Origin of the sequence: Mesorhizobium sp. CO1-1-11, assembly GCF_020164995.1 — a bacterium.
In the GTDB taxonomy this organism is placed as follows: domain Bacteria; phylum Pseudomonadota; class Alphaproteobacteria; order Rhizobiales; family Rhizobiaceae; genus Mesorhizobium; species Mesorhizobium australicum.
The window spans coordinates 194,486-213,257 of the sequence record NZ_JAIUHE010000005.1; the positions used below are offsets into that span (position 1 = coordinate 194,486).

Genomic DNA, 18,772 nt, shown 5'->3' on the forward strand with positions numbered 1-18,772 from the left:
CGCATGGGCATTATCCACGCAAGCGCCGAAAACCCCGCATTGTTCCCTGGACCGCGTTGAGCAGCCTTGGGCTGGAGCGTACGAAAGCCTCGGCCCGCCTGCGGAACTCGATGGCGGTGGTCGCCACACTGCCCCGCATCGTGAACCCATGGCAGAGTTCGACCAATACCGAACCCTTGGCGCCCATATGTTCCTTGTAGCTCTGGTTGCCGACCGACAGGTCGAAATATCCAAAGCCTCGTTCGCGCGCCCAGCCGATCAACCTGCCCATGATTGCAAGCCCCGGCGAGACATTGGGCACGACGCCCTGGTCCATTGCTATCAGCAGAGCATGAACAGTCCCTTGATGCACGAGCAGATATTGAACCGCGATCAGAGCCTCGCCGACGAGCAGCCCGAAAAGCCGCACCGAACCGTCCAACAGGCCCTGAACAGCCGCGTTCCGGTAAAATTCGACGATGTTCTCCTGGGTCAGCAGATCGAAGCGACCAAGCTCGCGAAAGCGGTCGAGCCGCATCCGCACCAGTTCGCCGAAGATACGGTCAACCTCGGCCGGCGCCCCGGCCTCGACCAGTTCCACGCTGCCAAGCCGTTCGAGGCGGCGCCAGTCCTTGCCGAATTCCTTGACGAAGGATGGCCTGCAGAGACGCTTGAGCACTGTTTCGGGATCGCCGTCGATGGCGAGGCCGAAAGTGGTTTGGATGGAATCGCGTGTGGCCGACAGCAAGGCCAGCGGATTGGCGACGCCCTGAATCTGTCGGGGAATCCCCACGATGTGGACGCGGTCCGCCGGCGGCAGCGCCGAGCGCACCGCCGCCCACGCAGCCTGCGCGGATTGTCGCGTCCACGGGCTGGCATCGGCCAGCAGCGGTGCCGAATAGTCGCAGACGCCACAGCTCAACCATTCGACCACCCAATGCTGGAAGGCCCTGCGCCGCATCAGCGGCACCAGCATCCTGGGTTCGCCAGTCGTGGCGTCGCCCACCTCGACGATGAGGAGTTCGGCGCCTTCCGGCAGCAGCCGCGTGGCGATCCCTTCCGCCCAGGCGTAATTCTGGTGGCCGGTGCACACACCGCTTTCCTGGAGGCGCAGCCAGAGTGGCCTGACCGCCTCGAGGCTGGTGTGCAGTTTTGCCGTATAGGCGTCGTTCGCCGCGACGGAGGTGGGATGCGAGACCTGCCCGCCAGGCAAGTCGGTCGCGGCAATTTGCACTGCGTGGCCTGTCACATCCTTCTCCTATCGCTTGACCGCGGCGAACGAAACCGCCCGTCGCCAGGAGCCCAGGCGGCTGTCGCGCTGCTGGTCCGGGTGTTCGATGTTCCACATGCGGTGATGCACGAAATACCATGATGCCACGAGCACGAAGATCTCGGACACCGCCGAACCCAGCAGCGCCCATGGCGGGGAGGCGATCGACAGCAGGATGGCGATCAACGCCAGCCCGACGATGGCGCCGCCCAGGGTGATGAAGGCGACGATGCGGAAGTCACCCATTATCTCGAGCACGATGCGGGGCATGATGTAGAGCATGATCGGAACGAAATTCGCGATCACGAAAAACCCGATGAATCCCACCGACGCGTCCTGGAGAGCCTGGGACTTTATCATCGGCAGGACGAACAGGATGGCGCATCCATAGACAACCGCGCCAAGGCCCATGACAACGGCCCACAGCTTTGCCTGCGCCCAGACACGGCGCGTTTCGTTGTTGCGCATCAGCTTGGCGAGTTCGGGCTGCGTCATGTTCACGAAGGCAAGACTGCTGATGCGCAGCGGCGCGAACAGCACCAGCACCGCCGCCAGCGGCGCATAGGCGGCCGGCCCGGCAATGCCCGCGACCAGCAGCGCCAGGCATTGCCCCTGGATGTTGGTGGTGGTGGCGCTGAATGCCGACCAGCAGAGCTGGGACCACAGCCTCGCATAGCGCCGCCGTGTCGGCATGCGAAAGCTGATGCGCATCGTGCGGCGCGCCAGCCTGACCAGGACGAAGATGCCAAACACATTGGCCGCCGCAAGCGCATAGAACACGGTCTGCAGCGCGTCCTTGGCCAGCCAGATCGCCAAGCCGGCCATGACCGTGCCGGCGATCGTGAAGGCGGCATCGCTGACGGAAACGATCACCTGCTGGCGGCGCGCGAAGAAGGCCGTGCGCATGTGGCTGCGCAGCGACCATGCGCCGACGAAACAGCCCGCGGCAATTCCGCTGGGGTCGCCCAAGAGACGCATCACGATCGCCGTGCCGACGGCCATCAGCAAGGCAACAACCAGCGCCGCCGTCCCGAAGGCAACGTCATAGGCATCGACGCCGGCGCTGTTGGTGCTCTTGCCCATCCATATCGAGGCCGGAACGGCGGTGAGCGACCTGATGTAGGACAGGCCGACGCCGCCCATCACCATGCCGATGGCAAAGAGGCCGTAGCCTTGCGCCGAAAGCATATGCAGCAGCGCGATGTTGAGGGCGAAGTGGAAGCCGCTCTGCATCGCCTCGCCGCCGATCATCAGCACGAGACGCCGCACCAGATGGCCAGGAAGTTTCACGGCCGTGTCTCCGCCTGGCGGGTGGTTGCCGTCCGCCCCGGCCTGGCGATGGCTGTCTTCAGCTTGTCGGCGGCTATCGCCGCGATCGCCGCCGCCGCGACCGGTTCGCTGAAGACCGCCTCGTAGCGCGCCCGCCCGGCAGCGACAAAGGAGCGCCAGGCCTCGGGCCGCAGGATGATCTCCTCGAGTTTGGCTGCAAGGGCGGCGGCATCGCCGGGCGGAACATGCCAGCCGGTCTCACCGTCGCTCACCACCTCGACCAGCCCGCCGATCGCCGACACCAGCGGCGGCCGGCCGTAGGCCATCGCCTCGATGGCGACGCGGCCGAGCGATTCGGGACGCCGCGAGGGCACGGTGACGATATCGGCCCAGCGATAATGCTCGGAGGGATCGGGGATGAAGGGCAGCACGCTGACGCGTCCGCCGAGCCCCATGCTGCCGACCAGTTCGGCGAGCGCGCGTTCGCGCTCGGTACTTTCGAAGGCGCCGCCGACCAGCCGCACCTCGATCCTCGACTTGAGTTCCGCCGGCAACGAGGCGATCGCCTCCAAAAGCACTTCCTGGCCCTTGATCCTGTTGATGCGGCCAAGCAGCAGCACCTTGAGCGGCCGCTTGCCGTCATAGGTCGTCGCTTCGGCCGCGGCCGGGCCGGCAACGCCGTTATAGACCACATGGGAGCGCGCGTATCTGGGCTCGCCGAACGCGGCGCGTGTGGCGCGCGAGTTGAAGATGAGATCGGCATGGCTCCAGTGCATCAGGCCGACTAGGATCCTGCGCATGGCGCCTTCGGGAATTTCGTGGATGTGCAGCACGGCCTTGTGCGGCAGCAGGCGCGCGGCAAGCGCATAGTCGGCCACGATCGAGGTGTTGACATAGGTGAGATCGCAATCCCGGAGCCGCCGCCAGGCCCTCAGCACCGCGACCGGCAGCCGCGCCATCTCGATGGTGGCAAGGCGCGCAATCGCCTGGCGCCTCAGCACCCAGAGCGGCTCGAAGACGATCCGGGTCGCATGCGGTTCGAGGATCCGCACGATCGGTCCGCTGCGCGGCAGGACGACCTCGATATCGGCTGAAGGAAACGCGGCGCGCAACGCGGCGACGCTCTCCGCGAAACTGCGATCGGAACCATAGAGTTCATAGCCCTGATGGACGCATGCAATCCGCATATTCCCATGCATCTTTCTGCCAGGGGTAGTTTGACGATCCCGCCGCCTGACAGAACAGGCGACTGGAGACTTCAAGCCCAACACCCCTTCGGACTTCACTTGTTGCCGGCATGGTGACGAGCGGATGTAGAACCCGGATCACCATACCAAATGCTGCACGTCCTCCGCCGGTGTGGCGCACAAAAGTCCATGAGCAAGGATCATGCCTGCCCTGATTTCTCCGTCTGCAGGTCGCCCGGTCGCGGCATTGCCTTGTTTCGATACACATACGCTGGGATAGTTGACCGATAGTGAAACAACTCCGGCCGCTGGAAGAAATATTTTACACCCCGGTGCGATGATGGCTGGAACTGAGTCTGGCACGGATATTCGCTGGGCTGTGTTTCCAGAGGGACGGCCGCGCATTGCGGAATCGAGCGGACTTGAAAGCGCCAGCAGCCATGAAACCTGAAATGCCCACCATCCTGATCCTCGGGACGCGCGGCATTCCAGCGGCCCATGGTGGCTTTGAAACCTTCGCCGAGAGGCTGGCGCTGTTTCTTGCCGGGCGCGGCTGGAAGGTCGGCGTCTATTGCCAGGAGGAGGTCGAGCGGGTCGACCAAAGGGTGCGTGTCGACACCTGGAACGGCATCGATCTCATCCATGTCCAGGTCGCCTCGAAAGGTCCCCGCGCGACGCTGGAATTCGACTGGCAATGCGTGCTCGACGCCGCCCGGCGGCCCGGCATCTGCCTGGTGCTCGGCTATAATGGCGCGGTCTTCCTGACCTGGCTGAGGCTGATGCGGCGCAAGATCATCACCAACATGGACGGCATCGAGTGGCGCCGGCCCAAATGGGGTGTGGCTGCGCGCACATGGTTCTGGCTAAACGAATGGATCGGCGCCTGGGCCTCGCACCGCCTGGTCGCCGACCATCCGGTGATCGCGGATCACCTGGCGACGCGCCGGCCGCGCAGCGCCATCGCCACCATCACCTATGGCGCCGACCCGGTGACATCGGCCCCGGAGGCGCCGGTGCGCGCGCTCGGCCTTGAGCTTGGCAACTACCTGATCTCGATCGCGCGCATCGAGCCCGACAACAACATCCTGCCCATGGTCGAGGCCTTCTGCAGCCAGAAGCGCGACATGAAGCTGGTGGTGCTGGGCACGCTTTCCCCCGATATCCCTTACCATGTCGCCGTGCGCAAGGCGGCGAACGCCTCGGTGGTGCTGCCCGGCGCCATCTACGACCAGGCGGCGGTGAAGGCGCTGCGTTTTCACGCGCGCGCCTATCTGCATGGCCACACCGTCGGCGGCACCAACCCGTCGCTGGTCGAGGCCCTGGCCGCCGGCAACATGGTGATCGCCCACGACAACCCCTATAACAGATGGACCGCCGGCGCGGCCGCCATCTATTTCACCGACCGGCAGAGTTGCGCCGAGCGGATGCGGCAGGCGATGGAGGATGACGCGCTGGTCAGGACCTGCGGCGCGGCCGCGAGAGCCCGCGCCAACGAAGCTTTCCGCTGGGACGATGTCCTGCTTGCCTATGAAACCGAAGCCTACCGGCTTCTGGGCGTGAGCGCCGCCGCAGCCCAGCCGGTCGACCGTCCCTCGCCCGGCGCCGTATGACGGGCTGGTCGCGACGGCGGCTGCTGAGGACCGCGCTGTCGACGGCGCTGGTGCCCGCAACGGCAGCACTCTCGTCCGCATCGCCCGCGCTGGCCGCCACCGGCGAATGGCGTTTTCGCCGCGGCGTCAACGCCTGGCCCTGGTTCGCGCTGACGCGTGAGTTTCCCGCGCCGCGCACCGACTATGACTGGCCGCCCTTCCAGTCGCAGCGGCCGGTGCCGACACCGGACGACCTTCGCCGGCTGCGCCGGACCGGGCTCGACTTCGTCCGCCTGCCGGTCGATCCCGGCCCGTTCCTGGCCGCCGATGCCGCCACGCGCGCAAAATTGCTGGCGATGCTGGACGATGCCGTCGCGGCAGTCATCGATGCGGATCTCGGCATCATCGTCAACGTGCAGGCCAACGGCGCCACTCATTACTGGAATCCCGACCGCATGGTCTCCAGCACAGCCGCGCCCGAATTCGAAGCCTATCGCGCGCTGGTCGGCACGCTTGCCAACAGGCTGCAGCGGTTCCCGTCGGGCGTGGTGGCGCTGGAACCGGTCAACGAACCGCCGCAATCCTGCTCCTCCAACGTCTGGTCGAACGTCCAGGCGGCCCTCCTGACGGCGGCCAGGGCGTCATCCCAGACGTTGCCGTTGGTCGTCACCGGCGGCTGCGGCTCGATGGTGAGCGGGCTTGCCGCGCTCGATCCGGAACCGCTGGCGGCCTTCGAGCCGATCCTGTTCACCTTCCATTTCTACGAACCCTATCTGTTCAGCCATCAGGGCGCACCCTGGATGCGCGAGCCGGTCTACCGCGCGCTCAACAACGTGCCATGGCCAGCCTCCGCCGGTTCGCTCGAACGGACGCTGGCCTCGGTCAGGGCCCGCATGGCCGGGGACACCGAAACCTCGGAAGCGGACAAGCAGGCCGCCTATGCCGAAACCGAACGCGTGCTGAAGGTCTATTTCGACGCCAGGCCAGATCGCTGGTTCGTCGACAAATATATCGGCCAGGCGCGCGATTGGGCCGACAGCCACGGCATCGCCCCGACGCGCGTCATCATGGGCGAATTCGGCGCGCTGCGCACCGACGCCCGCTACGTCGCCGCCCCCAATCCCGACCGCGCCCGCTACATCGCCGATGTCAGGCAGAGCGCCGAGGCATCCGGCTTCCCCTGGGCCTTCTGGGACCTGTTCGACGGCATGGGCATGATGGACGACAAAACCCGCTCGCTCGACCCGGCGATGGTGGATGCACTCGGGTTGAGGATGCCGGAATAACCGCCTTCCAAATGCGGCCGAGTTCCTTGTCGCCGTAGAGCGCTACCTCGGCACCCCTTGTGCGCCCGGACGCCCCGCCGTCCGCGCTGGCCGCACCGGCCTGTAAAGCGCCAGCGCGATCACCACGAACTTGGTCATCAGCGTCGTCTTGGACGCCAGGCTTTCGGAGGTGTTGAGCAGGATCAGCCAGCCCAGCATCGGCAGCCAGATGCCGGGATGGCAGCGGCGTGCCACTTCGTGCATGAACAGCGCGAAGCCGAAAAACAACAGCAGGGTGAAGAAGGCGCCCTGATAGAGGAGCAGGCGGATGATCGGGTTCTCGATACCCTGTTCGAGGCCGTTGATGCGGCGCAGGCTTTCGATGAGATCGATGTCGGGCCCCACGATCAAGTCGCGCAGTTCGAAATGCTTGAACAACTCGAACATTTCGACGCGGGCATTGGCGCTGCCGCTGTCCGACACGAAGCGCTCCAGCAGCGCGTCGAAGAAGCCGTAGGAGAACAGCATGACCACCACGACCGGCAGCAGCGAGGCGAGCATGACGGCAAGGGCGGCACCCGGCAGGCTGATGCGTCCTCGCCGCAGATAAGCCACGCCACTGAAAAGCAGATAGATGCCGCCGAGCGCGATCGTCGTCACCATCGCCGAGCGCCCGCCAAATACCACCAGCGCCGCGCATTGCAGGCCGATCAGCCCGAGCCGCAGCGGCATGGACAGGGATTTCGAACCGGAGAGCAGCGCCAGCACATAGATCGAGGTGATCGTGGCGTTAGACAGAGGATGGCCCTGGAGCGCCGTCGAGCGCAGGTCGTTCATGAACACCTCGCCGTCGAGCCGGTAGGGAAAGACCAGCGTCTTGGTGGCGAACTCGAACAGCGCCAGCAGCGCGTTGACCGTCATCACCGCGTGCACCACGGTTTGCATGCGGGCGAACGTCTTTTCGTCGGCCTCGGCCAGCATCATCACCAGCAGCGCCGCCGCCACGAACGTGTCGATCATGCCGGCCATGCCGGGGCGCTGCCTGACGATGACGACGACCAGCAGCATGATCGACATGACGGCCAGCAGCGCGCTGGCAGGCCGCCTGTCGGCGATGGCCAGCGTATAGCCGACCGGGTTGCCGAACGTGCAGGCGCGCCAGGCAAACATCAGCACGAGCAGATAGGTGGAAGGATGGATCTTGGTCGCCGGATTGCCGGTCAGGCCGTCGTAATTGTAGCCCACCAGCCACAGCATGCCGCCCGAAATGCTGAACAGCAGCGCCACCACCGCGACGAGGCCGTAGCCGGTCACCCAGTCGACGGAATTGCCGGTGCGGGGCGCGGTCGGGGCTTGACCCTGGCCAGCCCAGCCGGCCGCCGGGGTGGCGGACCGGGCGGCGCCCCGGATGGCAGCCATGTCAGGCCGCCTCGTCGACCAGCAAGGCGCCGGTCGGCAACCGCCCCATGACCGAAATGGCTTGCGAGGCCGCCGTGACGTCGCGCATCGGCGTCGCGTTCAGCGTGGCGACGAGCACTATCTCGTCGACCATGGCGACCAGCGGTGAGGCGTTGAGATTGTCGGCCAGCGCGCCGCCATCGACGACGACGAGTTCGAAATTGCGGCTCGCCTGGGCCAGCATATGCTGTGTGAAATAGACGCCCTGCGCCTCGGAAAAAGCAGCCTTCGGCCGACCCTTGCCGAGAAGCGCGACGTTGCTGCCGGGCGCGTATTGGCTGAGCGCTTCGAAGGCGTATTCGCCGCGCAGCACGTCGAGGAGACCTGGCTGCGGCTCCTTCTGGCTGCCGCCGGCATTGTTGGTGTCGATGAACAGGACACGGCTGCCCCTGGCCGCCGCCGCGTTGGCCAGCAGGCGCGCCACCCGGCCCCGCTGCGCGGCGTCCTCTGGCGCCGACGTCACCAGGATCGACGGTACCAGTGGCCAGTTCGGCGGACGCCGGCTGGAGGAGAACAGGCGTCTCAACGCCAGGCCGGCGACGGCGTCCATCTTCTGTCCGGCCGGCGCGGCGGCGCCGCCGAAAGGCCACCAGCGGCGGCGCGCTGATTTTGCCGGCAGCACGCCCACCACGGGCGCGTCGATGGCCGATTGCATCTGCGCGCTGGAAAGCACCGTCGGCGATGAATATTCCGCGATCAGCGCCATGCCGGTGCCGAGCCCCAGCCCGCCGAAGAACGCGCCGAACACCAGCAGCAACAGCGGCGGCCAGCTCTTCTTCAGGGCCGGCATGGCGTCGGAGATGATGCGCGCATTGGTGCTGTCGACATTGACCTGCTCGCGCGTTTCCTGCGCCCGTTGCAGATAGGTGGCATAGACGGAGCGCACCGCCTCGAGATCGCGTTGCAGTTCGCGCAGCTTGACCGAGGCCTGGTCGGTGTCGAGCGACTTGCTCTTCATGCCCGCGACCTTCGCTTCCAGCGCCTGCTGGTTGGCCAGCGCGCGCTCGTAGTCGGTTTCGGCGGCGGCGGCGATACGACCGAGTTCGCGCGCGATGAGCGCGCGCGTGTCGCGCAATTGCTGCTGGGCCGCCATCATCGAAGGATGGCGCGGCCCGAGCTCCGTGCCGAGCTGCGAAACCTGGTCGACAAGTGTCGCCTCCTGCGCCCGCAGGCTCGAAATCACCGCCGAGCGCATCGCTTCCGAGGTCGCGTCCGGCGCGCCGCCGGACCGGCGCAACTGGTCGACCTGCGCCTTCAGCGTCGCGGTGCGGCTCTGCGCGGCGGCGAGCTGCGTGTTGATCTCGGTCAGTTCCTGGTCACTGACCAGATTGCCGGCGGCCATCACCATGTTGTTGGCCGACCTGTAGGCCTCGACCGCATTCTCGGCCCGCTGGACGCGCTTGCGCTGCTCGTCCAGCCGCGCCGTGATCGAGTCGGAAGCATCCGTGGCCATCTTCGCGCGCGCGCTCGCCTGATCCGCCAGGTAGGCCTGCGCGATGGCATTGGCGAGCTTCGCCGCCTTGTCGGCGCTCTTGGCAGTAACGATCACGTCGAGGACCAGCACCTTGTCGGCCCGCTTGACCGCAAGCCGCCGGCGCAGCGCATCGAGCGTCTTGCCCGCCTTGTCGGTTTCGGCCGAGCCCGAGCCCAGCACGCCGCCGAGCAGGCGGCTCAACAACCCGCCCTGCCCGTTGAATTCCGGGTCCTCGGTCAGGTTGGTCGCCGCGATTGCCCTGAGCAGCACGCCGCTCGACTGGACGACGGCAACCTGGCTTTCCACCATGGTGATGCCGCCATCAGGCGGAACGCGGCTCGGATTGACGTCGTTGGTGACCACCTGCAGATCCTGCGGATCGACGATGATCTCCGCCACCGAGCTGTAAAGCGCCGGCGTGAACAGTCCATAGAGCAGCGCCCCGAGGGTCAGCAGCGCGGCGGTGGCGAGGATCAGGAAACGGCGGCGCACCAGAATGCGCTTCAGGTCACCCAGCTCGACGGTCGAGGACGGATAGGACGCGGCCAGCGGTGGCTCCGGCGCATATTGCATCACCTCTGGAGCGTGTTGTTGCGGCAACGAGAGCAGGGATGATTGCAAAGGTCGCTCCGACAACACTCCATGTGCCCCAAAAGCTTAAATTGCGGCTTAAGCTTAGCTATTACTCCAACTGTTAAAACACTGTTAATTATGTTGGGAGCTCTTCTGATTTTTGGCACGGAGTTTGCGTAGCAGAGGCATGGGCCGTGTTGACAGGGCGCAAGCGAGTGGGAAACGAATGGAAATGGAGCAACATCTTCCTCCAGTCCGACCGTCGCCCACCGATCGTGCCTAAAAATCGAACACCGGCCAATACCGAACATCAGAATTCTAGGGGTGCGACATGCAGGTGAGCCTGCGCCTGGACAGCGACTGCCTCCGTGCCTTTCACCTGCTGCTGCTGCAGCGCCTGGCCGCGCTCGCCGAGGTCGCGGTCAGCGTCGACGCACGCCCAGCCGGGAGCGGCATTCCAGGCAGCGTCGCGGCACTGTTCCAGCTTGAAACGGTCATCCATGGCTTGCCCGCGGACGGACTGGCCAAGCGCCTGCCGTTGTCGGCGCTGGCACCCTACCACACGCAGCCCGCCGCCGCGCCCGACCTCGTGCTCGACCTCTGCGGCGATGTGCGAATGGAAGGAACACGCGTCTGGCATGTGACCTATGACGGCGCCGGCGGCGAAGCGGCCCTGCTGGCGTCGATCCTCGATGGCCGGACCCCGCGGGCCTGCATCGAGGAGAACGGCGCCGTCGTCGCCGAAGGACGCCTGGGCACCGAATATGGCGGCATCGCGCTCGCCTCGTTCCAAGACATGCTGGCGCGCACGGCAAGCCTGATCCTGGCGGCGGTGACGGGCGCGGCGCGGGGCGCCCTGCCCGCCCTGCCCGAGCCGGAGGACGGCAGGGGGCCGCCATCGCTGCCCTCGGCCGGCAAGCTCGGCGTCAGGGCGGGCAAGGCATTGGCGCGCCGCGTCGTCCAGAAGATCTACCATCTCTGCTACAACGCCCCGCACTGGAAGGTCGGCTGGCGCCAGACCGGCGGGCGGGATCTGTTCGACCTGCGCGCGCATCCGGCCTCTGGCTGGCGAGAATTGCCCGACGACGGCAGCCGCTTCTACGCCGATCCGTTCCCGATCCTTCATCAGGGACAGGTAACCCTGTTCGTCGAGGACTATATCCACCGCCTGGGCCGAGCCATCATTTCCGCCGTGCCCTTTGGTCCGTCGGGGCCAATCGGCAGTCCGGAGCCGGTGCTCGATCTGCCCTACCATCTCTCCTACCCCTTCGTCTTCGAGCGTGACGGCGAGGTTTGGATGGTTCCCGAAAGCTGCGCCAACCGGACGGTGGATCTCTACCGCGCCACGGCCTTCCCGGGCGGATGGGTCAAGGAAGCGACGCTGCTGTTCGACATCGTCGCCAGCGACGCCACCTTGGTCGAGCATGGCGGCTCGTGGTGGCTGTTCGCCACCGTCCGGGACGGTGAAGGCAGCGCCCGGGGCGGCGGCGGCGCCTTCTCGGACGCGCTGCATCTGTGGTCGGCGCCGGACTTTCGCGGCCCCTGGACGCCGCATCCCAGGAATCCGGTGCTGATCGACATCGCCTCGGCGCGGCCGGCCGGACGCATGGTCGAACGTGACGGCCAGTTGCTGCGTCCGGTACAGGACTGCCGCAGGAGCTACGGCGGCGCCCTTGGCATCGCACGCGTCACTCACCTTGATTTGAACGGCATGGAGCAGCGTGTCGAGACGATCTTAACCCCCGGCGCGCTATGGAGTGGGCGTAAGCTGCACACGCTCAACGAGGCGGGCGGCCTGGAGTTCATCGACGGCTCGGCGATCGCGCCGCGATGGAAAAGAGGTGGCCGTGGTTAACCTAAACGTTTGTTACTACCGGCCACCCGCGTTGGTTGCTTGAGGTTGATTATGGTCCGGAAGATATTTTCCACCACGGATTGTGGAGACAGAAGATGACCAGCATGAAGGGCAGCGATATCACCCCCGCCGACGCTGACCCCATCGAGGTCGACGTGGCGATCGTTGGCGCCGGAATGGCCGGCACCACGCTGGCAACCGTGTTGGCAAAAGCCGGCCGCAAGGTGGCACTGATCGATCCGCACCGCGTTCATCACGACGAGTTCCGGGCCGAAAAAATCGGTACCGATCAGATACGGCTGTTCGAGAAGCTCGGCCTCGACAAAACGATCATGCGGCTCGTCACGCCGTTTGACGACATTCATGTCTTCCGCCTTGGCCAGTTGTTCGCGCGTGAGCGCAGGCCCGAATACGCATTTTCCTATGGAGCGTTGATCAACGGGCTGCGCGATGCCCTTCCCCCGCAAGTGCCGATAACGGTCGGCAAGGTCGCCGAGGTCTCGACCGGACCGGACCGGCAGCGCCTTGTGCTGAACGACGGCAGGGTCATCACGGCTCGCCTGCTGGTGGTCGCCACCGGTCACAGCGAAGCGGTGCGGCGCGCCATCGGCGTCGAGCGGGTCGAGCAATCGAAAGCTCATTCGCTGTCGATGGGTTTCGACCTCGCCATTCCGCCGCGCGAATGCGGCTACCAGGCCGTCACCTGCTACGGCAGGCGGGCCAGCGACCGCGTCGCCTACATCACCGTCTTTCCTCTCGGCGACAAGATGCGGGCCAACATGTTCGTCTATCGCACCGTGGCCGAACAATGGACGAGGGACTTTCGGGCCAATCCGCAGAAAATGCTTTGCGAATTGATGCCTGAAATATCGGCGCAATGCGGCAACTTCGCTGTCTCAAGTCCCGTCGAGGTCCGGCAGATCAACCTGACCACGACGCAAGGCCATCGCCGCGACGGGGTCGTCTTCATCGGTGACGCGTTCTGGACGACATGCCCGACGCCGGGCGTCGGCATAGGGCGGGTCATGATCGACGTCGATCAGCTCCATTCCGTTCACATTCCACGCTGGCTGGAAACGCCAGGCATGGCGGCGGACAAGATTGCCGCTTTCTATGACGATCCGGTCAAGCTGGCCTCCGATGAGGCCGGCATGCGTGTGAGTGTCTACGCCAGGCGGATCACCACCGAAACCGGGCTGGAATGGCGCGCGCGGCGCCTGCGCAACAATACGGCACGCAGGCTGATGATCATCGGCCGCAAGGTGCGCCATTTGGGAATGCGGCGGGAGCCGGGCATGGCGTGAGGGGGCTTTCCACCCTTTATCGTCATCGTGGTTCTGTCCTGAGGGCCTTACCTCTAACCTGGCTCCACCCCTCCCGGAGAAGGAAACCGCTGGAGCGCTTCACCGGGACAGCGACATCGCGCTCAAAAAGCAGATCCAGTGCCGTTCGGTGGGAACAAGCGGCTTGCCGACAGGTTATTCCCGCAGGAGATCCTGTCATGGTCAAGAATATCGACCGCGCGTTGCAGGATGCTATTCTGGCAATGCGCATTCTTCGCAAATCCATCATTGATCATGGGCATATGGAAGCCATGGCCGAATTTGACGGCTTGATGAGCGTGACCATATCGGAGGCCGAGCGCCAACTCACCAGTTGGCAGGCCGGTCATCGCGCCGAGCGATCGGACCACGCAGAATCCTGACGCGATCTCAAAGCTCGGACCCAACGGAACCTTGCCGAACGGCGTTGGTTTCATGGAATGCGACACGCTGCCGGAGGACAAAGTGGCCCGATTGGTCGACAAGCATAAGCTTGAGAGAGCCGATCGCGAGTCGCGGCTCATCCTCGACGCCGAACGGCAGGCCCGCGACGCAAAGACCGAGCGCCTTCGCAAGCAGCGGCTGTCCGCCGAGCCAAGCGGCGAGCGACAGAAGCCCGCACCGCCGAAGCGGCGCGGGTGACGGCCTGCTCGTTCGCAAAGGCAAAAGGCGCGATCGGTCGATCGCGCCTTTGTTCGACCGGCGAATGCACTAGCCCATTCAAAGCGTGGTCGGTAACCCTGAAGGTCCAGCGAGAGCAGTGACGGCCGAAAGCCGTTCGCGCTTCTGCCAGGTTGGCTTCTCGTATTTCTTCACCAGCCATCTCCCCTTGTTGGAAACCGTAGAGAAGACCGGCTTCGCCGCCAATGTCAATCGTACCAGGACGGCCGTGGTGATTGTTCGAAACGCCCCGCGCCGGGCGAATCGGTCCACCGTACTTTCAAATCCGCCGGCACGGGATAGATTTAGGATCGAGAAAGCGCCACAAGGCGCGTGGGAGGACCTTGCCAATGTCAGACACCGCCTTGCCGCTGGTGATCAGCGCGCCCGAGCCGCGCACGCTCGAACTGATCTTCACGCCGCCGCAGCTGGCGCGCCTCAAGGCGCATTATCGCATCGTCGAGACGACGCCCGACGGCGTGGCGCGGCTGCCGGCCCAGGTGCTGGCCGAGGCCCGCTACATCGTCGGCCAGCCGCCGATCTCCCCGCGGACGCTTGAGGCGATGAAGGCGCTGCGCTGCGTCTTCAATGTCGAGAGCAACCTCCTCGACAACATGCCCTACGAAACACTGTTCGCACGGGGTATCCATGTCGTCACGACGGGCCTGGTCTTCGCCGAGCCGGTAGCCGAGCTCGGCCTGGCCATGGCGCTCAACCTTGCCCGCGGCATCGTCGATGCCGACCTTGCTTTCCGCAAAGGCGAGGAACTGTGGGGCGGCGACGGCAACCAGACGGCGCGGCTGCTTTCAGGAGCCGATGTCGGCATCATCGGCTTCGGCGATCTCGGCCGCGCCCTCAACCGCCTGCTGTCGGGCTTCCGCACCCACACGAAGGTGTTCGACCCCTGGCTGCCGCCGTCGATCCTGAGGGAAAACGGCGTCGAGCCGGCCTCGCTGGACGAGGTGCTGTCATCAAGCGACTTCGTCTTCGTCGTCGCCTCAGTAACCTCCGAGAACCAGGGGTTTCTGGGCGCCGATGCTTTTGGCAGGATGCGCAAGGGAGCCGCCTTCATCCTGCTCAGCCGTGCCGGCGTGGTCGATTTCCCCGCCTTGATGGCGGCTGTGAAGAGCGGCCACATCCTTGCCGCCAGCGATGTCTTTCCCGAGGAGCCGCTGGCAGTCGACCATCCCGTGCGCGCGCTGCCCGGCTTCCTGCGCTCCGCCCATCGCGCCGGCGCCCTCGACATCGCCTTCAAACGCATGGGCGACATGGTGCTGGAGGACATGGACCTGATCGACCGTGGCCTGCCGCCGCTGCGCTCCAAACGCGCCGAGCGCGAGACGGTGTCGAGGATGCGTTCGAAGCCGTCCGACAGGAATTGAGCAACCGCGCGGGTGTGCTCAACCGCATAGGCGGGTTTTGTACCAAACCGTACGCTGAATCCCCTTTGAGATGCACCTTCGGAGGCGTAAAAAACAACCTCAGGGAGGTAGCGATGGTTGGAAGCCATATAGACGTGGCGCGGGCAGCTATCGAAGCCAGCTTCCTGCTACGACATCGTTCCATTGCTGGAAACATCGCCTTTCGCCGCGAAATGGACCATTCCAGGCGCGCGATCGCGCAATCGCGCGAGCTTCTGAAACGCCTTCGCCAACGCCAGCGCGATGGCAACAGTCGAGCTTGGGAAGCTACAGACCCGGTTCCCTTTGCCGTCTCAGCGTTCGATGCCGACATTCTGCGCGATGTGTTTCGAGATCTGGTCTCCGAAGCGAACGTGCCCGAGTGTCAATGGCGCGATCTGGCCAAAAGCCTGGTTCACGAGTTTACCGGCTGCGAGCTGGTCGAGACCGGCTTGATAGAATGGCTCATCCACAAATAGTGACCCGCAAAGGTCCGTGAGCCCGTCTCCCAGAGACGCCCGCGCTTCCTGATGGAACGATCGCGCCGCCGGCTGGTTTTGCAAATGGCCGGGCGGTGGGAAGCCCGGCGTACTCGGAAGGCCCGTCACGAGTCGCGTCGGTGGCGGGCCTTTCCATGTCCAGCAGCGATATTGGCCGAAGGTCCCATTCGTGGCCGTGCAGTGGGCGCCCTTCTCCGAACCGGTCCTGGTCGGCCAGGCCTTCGTGCTGACCGGAGCGGGGCCGGCCTGCCTGCCGGTCATCATGCGCCAGCAAGTCGGCAGGATCAGCCTGCGCCACGCGATGCGGATGTGCGGCGACGTCAGCCTCGACCAGCTTGTGGCCAGCCTCGCGCGCGAACGCTAGAGTGGTCGGGGCCAATGACGATTTGGCCGGGCCAGCAAGAGGATCGCGATGCTCAACACGGTCGACTATGGCGGCAAGGAAGCCGATATCGTCCATGCGCTGGAGGAAGACATCATCTTTGGCCGGCTGGCGCCCGGCACGCGGCTGGTCGAGGACGTGCTGCTGGCCCGCTTCCCGGTCTCGCGCCACACCATCCGCCAGGCCCTCTACCAGCTGGAAAGGCTTGGCGTCGCCACGCGCGAGCGCAACAAGGGCGCCACGGTGCGCCGGCTCGCCCCCGAGGAAGTCCGCCAGATATATGAGGTGCGCGAGATGCTGCAGCGCCAGGCCGCGCTGATGATCCGGCTGCCGGCGAGCGAGGCGCTGATCGCCGAGCTGATCGAGATCCACCGCGTCTACAGCACCCATGTCGACGCCGGCTACCTCAGAGGCATCCATGAGGCCAACGACCGCTTCCACCTCACCATGTTCTCGGCCTGCGGCAACGCCTATCTCGTGTCCTCGATCGAGCACTATATGCGCCTCAGCCTGCCGGTACGGGCGAATTCGCTGGCCGACCGGGACAAGCTCGAAATCTCGCGCCAGCATCATCTGATGATGATCGAGGCGCTGAAACGCAGCGACAATTGGGTGCTGGCGCAGCTCTGCGTCGACCACCTGCAGCCGAGCAAGGCGTTTTATCTCAGGGAGGTCGAGATGGGACCGGTGGGCCGCGACGCCGGCTAAGGATGATGACGGACAGCGCCGGGGTACAGGTGACGCGCCGCTGCCGCGCCATTCTATCTGACCTTGATGACGACCTTGCCTTTTGCCCGTCCGGTCCCGACATAGGTCAATGCTTCGTTGGTCTGTTCGAATGGGAAGACCCGATCGACGACGGGGCGTACGGCGCCGGATTCGATGAGCGACGTGATTTTGCCCAGCTGGTCGCCCTGCGCCCACATGAACAGGAACGAATAGTCGACACCGGCGCGTTTTGCCTTGCGGCGTATGCCACGGCTCAGCAGGCCCACGATCAGCCTCAGGACGACGTTGAGGCCTTGTTTCCTGGCAAAGTCGGAATCCGGGGGGCCGGAGATGGAGATCAGCTTGCCGCCCGGCTTCAGAACGCGCAGCGATTTTTCGAGCGTCTTGGCGTCCTGGCTGTTCAGGACAACGTCGTAGCCCTGCAGGACGTTTTCGAAATCGTCCTTCTTGTAATCGACGACGATATCGGCGCCGAGACTTTTGACCAGATCGGTGCTCGCCGCGCTCGCTGTTGTCGCGACCGTCGCGCCGAGATGCTTCGCCAGCTGGATGGCGAAGGTCCCCACCCCGCCGGAACCGGCCTGGATGAAGACTTTCTGGCCCTTCCTCAGTTTGGCTTTCTCGACCAGCACCTGCCAGGCAGTCAGGCCGACGAGCGGGATCGAGGCGGCCTCTTCCATGCTGAGGTTTTTTGGCTTCAGGGCCACGTCGGCTTCGTTCATGGCTATGGATTGCGCGAATGTCCCGATCCGGCCATCGCGCGGCCGGGCATAGACTTCGTCGTTTGGCTTGAAGCCGCGGACTTTCGATCCGACCCGCACGACGATCCCTGCCACGTCGTGGCCCAGAATGAAGGGCGGGCGATAGGGCAGGATGGGTTTGAACTCTCCGTCCCGGACTTTGGCATCCAGGAGGTTCACGGCGGCGGCATGAATCTCGACCAGGACATCATCGTCCCGCGGATCCGGCTCTGGCATTTCGGCCAGCCGCAGGGCGCCCTTCTTCTGATATTTGTCGACGACAAAGGCTTTCATCATGGTCACTTTCTGAAAATCGTTTGCTCAGGCAGGCAAGCGGAACTGCTTGCGCAAGGTCTTGTCGAACATCCCGGCGGGCGCGAAGCGACGCAGCAGGCTGACCTGCCGGGCCGCCTTGCCCGCGGTGCGCGGCTGGCTGGCGGTCGCCGCTTTGACGACCACATCCGCCACCACTTCCGGCCGATCGGCTTTGGGCATCACATCGGCAAGCAACGCCTTGAAGCCGGCTCGCGCCCGATCGTATTCCTTCAGCACGGAATCCGGTTCTATTCCATTCTGGTCGAAGACGGTGCGCACGAATGCCGGCTCGATGACCGAGACGCGAATATTGAAGGCACGAATCTCATGATCGAGCGATTCCGAATAACCTTCGAGCGCGTGCTTGACCGCGGAGTAATGCGCCGAATATGGCGCGGGTACCAATCCCAGGATCGAGCCGATATTTATGATGCGTCCTACGCCCTGCCGCCGCATCGACGGCAACACCGCATTGGTCACGCGCATGACGCCGAACAGATTGACGTCGAACAGCGCCTCCACCTGCGAGATCGAGGATTCTTCGGCTCCTCCAAACATGCCGACGCCGGCATTGTTGACCAGCAGATCGATGCGGCCGGTCCGCGCGTGTATGGTTGAAACGAGTGCATCGATGGCCTTGTCGTCGGTCACATCGCAAACCAGCATGGTTACTCCGTTCGGGCTGTCGCCGAGCTTGCGGCGGCTTGTACCGAACACGGTAAATCCCGCTCGCGGCCCCCCCCCCCCGGCCGATGCCCGAGGAGGCTCCCGTGACGAGCGCGGTCTTTCCCGAATTCCTGTTCAT

The 18,772-nt window shown here is 64.9% G+C and carries 16 protein-coding genes and 1 pseudogene; 10 read left to right on the forward strand and 7 right to left on the reverse strand.

The genetic code is table 11. From position 1 onward, the window contains the following. Positions 1 to 10: 10 nt before the first annotated feature. The 3 genes from LB554_RS07645 to LB554_RS07655 are packed head-to-tail and all read right to left on the reverse strand — an operon-like array spanning position 11 to position 3,705. Positions 11 to 1,228 (reverse strand): GNAT family N-acetyltransferase, encoded by a 1,218-nt coding sequence (locus tag LB554_RS07645; protein ID WP_224583932.1) that lies wholly within the window; start codon positions 1,226 to 1,228, stop codon positions 11 to 13. Positions 1,229 to 1,237: 9 nt separating this feature from the next. Beyond that, a complete protein-coding gene (locus LB554_RS07650) occupies positions 1,238 to 2,539 on the reverse strand; it encodes a hypothetical protein (protein ID WP_015316841.1) in 1,302 nt (433 codons plus the stop codon). After that, positions 2,536 to 3,705: a glycosyltransferase family 4 protein gene (locus tag LB554_RS07655; protein WP_083883006.1), complete on the reverse strand. Its 1,170-nt coding sequence runs from the start codon at positions 3,703 to 3,705 to the stop codon at positions 2,536 to 2,538. Before LB554_RS07655 ends, LB554_RS07650 begins: the two co-directional genes overlap by 4 nt. A gap of 440 nt (positions 3,706 to 4,145) precedes the next feature. Here LB554_RS07655 and LB554_RS07660 point away from each other — a divergent pair, with 440 nt between their 5' ends. After that, positions 4,146 to 5,315 carry a DUF1972 domain-containing protein gene (locus tag LB554_RS07660; RefSeq protein WP_224583934.1) on the forward strand — a complete coding sequence of 390 codons (1,170 nt, stop codon included), beginning with the start codon at positions 4,146 to 4,148 and terminating at the stop codon, positions 5,313 to 5,315. Next, a complete protein-coding gene (locus LB554_RS07665) occupies positions 5,312 to 6,580 on the forward strand; it encodes a glycoside hydrolase family 5 protein (RefSeq protein WP_224583936.1) in 1,269 nt (422 codons plus the stop codon). Before LB554_RS07660 ends, LB554_RS07665 begins: the two co-directional genes overlap by 4 nt. Before the next feature lie 42 nt (positions 6,581 to 6,622). On the opposite strand, the gene LB554_RS07670 is transcribed toward LB554_RS07665, so the two are convergent. Next, entirely contained in the window at positions 6,623 to 7,978 is a 1,356-nt protein-coding gene (locus LB554_RS07670; RefSeq protein ID WP_181171322.1) for a VpsF family polysaccharide biosynthesis protein, read from the reverse strand. 1 nt (position 7,979) lies between these two features. After that, positions 7,980 to 10,112 (reverse strand): GumC family protein, encoded by a 2,133-nt coding sequence (locus LB554_RS07675; protein WP_224583938.1) that lies wholly within the window; start codon positions 10,110 to 10,112, stop codon positions 7,980 to 7,982. A 283-nt stretch (positions 10,113 to 10,395) separates the two neighbouring features. Here LB554_RS07675 and LB554_RS07680 point away from each other — a divergent pair, with 283 nt between their 5' ends. From LB554_RS07680 to LB554_RS07715, 8 genes are all read left to right on the forward strand, one after another. Then, positions 10,396 to 11,919, forward strand: a complete 1,524-nt coding sequence (locus tag LB554_RS07680) for a formyl transferase (protein WP_224583940.1) — start codon at positions 10,396 to 10,398, stop codon at positions 11,917 to 11,919. A 95-nt stretch (positions 11,920 to 12,014) separates the two neighbouring features. Further along, on the forward strand, positions 12,015 to 13,223 hold the full coding sequence (locus LB554_RS07685) for an FAD-dependent oxidoreductase (RefSeq protein WP_015316834.1): 1,209 nt from the start codon (positions 12,015 to 12,017) through the stop codon (positions 13,221 to 13,223). A 197-nt stretch (positions 13,224 to 13,420) separates the two neighbouring features. Continuing rightward, positions 13,421 to 13,624 carry a hypothetical protein gene (locus tag LB554_RS07690; RefSeq protein ID WP_015316833.1) on the forward strand — a complete coding sequence of 68 codons (204 nt, stop codon included), beginning with the start codon at positions 13,421 to 13,423 and terminating at the stop codon, positions 13,622 to 13,624. 52 nt (positions 13,625 to 13,676) lie between these two features. Then, positions 13,677 to 13,883, forward strand: a complete 207-nt coding sequence (locus LB554_RS07695; protein WP_041163398.1) for a hypothetical protein — start codon at positions 13,677 to 13,679, stop codon at positions 13,881 to 13,883. A 368-nt stretch (positions 13,884 to 14,251) separates the two neighbouring features. After that, positions 14,252 to 15,283, forward strand: coding sequence for a hydroxyacid dehydrogenase (locus LB554_RS07700; RefSeq protein WP_224527266.1), 1,032 nt, complete (start codon positions 14,252 to 14,254; stop codon positions 15,281 to 15,283). A gap of 113 nt (positions 15,284 to 15,396) precedes the next feature. After that, the gene (locus LB554_RS07705) at positions 15,397 to 15,780 is read left to right on the forward strand and encodes a hypothetical protein (protein ID WP_224583942.1); all 384 of its coding nucleotides are present in this window, start codon (positions 15,397 to 15,399) and stop codon (positions 15,778 to 15,780) included. Positions 15,781 to 15,970: 190 nt separating this feature from the next. Continuing rightward, on the forward strand, positions 15,971 to 16,165 hold the full coding sequence (locus tag LB554_RS07710) for a hypothetical protein (protein ID WP_041163396.1): 195 nt from the start codon (positions 15,971 to 15,973) through the stop codon (positions 16,163 to 16,165). A gap of 48 nt (positions 16,166 to 16,213) precedes the next feature. Next, positions 16,214 to 16,891 carry a GntR family transcriptional regulator gene (locus LB554_RS07715; RefSeq protein WP_015316829.1) on the forward strand — a complete coding sequence of 226 codons (678 nt, stop codon included), beginning with the start codon at positions 16,214 to 16,216 and terminating at the stop codon, positions 16,889 to 16,891. Positions 16,892 to 16,944: 53 nt separating this feature from the next. On the opposite strand, the gene LB554_RS07720 is transcribed toward LB554_RS07715, so the two are convergent. Together LB554_RS07720 and LB554_RS07725 are read right to left on the reverse strand one after the other, a co-directional pair. Continuing rightward, on the reverse strand, positions 16,945 to 17,946 hold the full coding sequence (locus LB554_RS07720; protein WP_224584048.1) for an NADP-dependent oxidoreductase: 1,002 nt from the start codon (positions 17,944 to 17,946) through the stop codon (positions 16,945 to 16,947). 27 nt (positions 17,947 to 17,973) lie between these two features. Further along, positions 17,974 to 18,772: pseudogene (locus LB554_RS07725) on the reverse strand (oxidoreductase).

Coding starts and splice junctions, on each gene's coding strand:
- LB554_RS07695 (WP_041163398.1), top strand. CDS start 13,677: ATGGAATGCGACACGCTGCCGGAGGACAAAGTGGCCCGATTGGTCGAC.
- LB554_RS07655 (WP_083883006.1), bottom strand. CDS start 3,705: ATGCGGATTGCATGCGTCCATCAGGGCTATGAACTCTATGGTTCCGAT.
- LB554_RS07715 (WP_015316829.1), top strand. CDS start 16,214: ATGCTCAACACGGTCGACTATGGCGGCAAGGAAGCCGATATCGTCCAT.
- LB554_RS07705 (WP_224583942.1), top strand. CDS start 15,397: ATGGTTGGAAGCCATATAGACGTGGCGCGGGCAGCTATCGAAGCCAGC.
- LB554_RS07665 (WP_224583936.1), top strand. CDS start 5,312: ATGACGGGCTGGTCGCGACGGCGGCTGCTGAGGACCGCGCTGTCGACG.
- LB554_RS07660 (WP_224583934.1), top strand. CDS start 4,146: ATGAAACCTGAAATGCCCACCATCCTGATCCTCGGGACGCGCGGCATT.
- LB554_RS07680 (WP_224583940.1), top strand. CDS start 10,396: ATGCAGGTGAGCCTGCGCCTGGACAGCGACTGCCTCCGTGCCTTTCAC.
- LB554_RS07690 (WP_015316833.1), top strand. CDS start 13,421: ATGGTCAAGAATATCGACCGCGCGTTGCAGGATGCTATTCTGGCAATG.
- LB554_RS07685 (WP_015316834.1), top strand. CDS start 12,015: ATGACCAGCATGAAGGGCAGCGATATCACCCCCGCCGACGCTGACCCC.
- LB554_RS07700 (WP_224527266.1), top strand. CDS start 14,252: ATGTCAGACACCGCCTTGCCGCTGGTGATCAGCGCGCCCGAGCCGCGC.
- LB554_RS07670 (WP_181171322.1), bottom strand. CDS start 7,978: ATGGCTGCCATCCGGGGCGCCGCCCGGTCCGCCACCCCGGCGGCCGGC.
- LB554_RS07720 (WP_224584048.1), bottom strand. CDS start 17,946: ATGAAAGCCTTTGTCGTCGACAAATATCAGAAGAAGGGCGCCCTGCGG.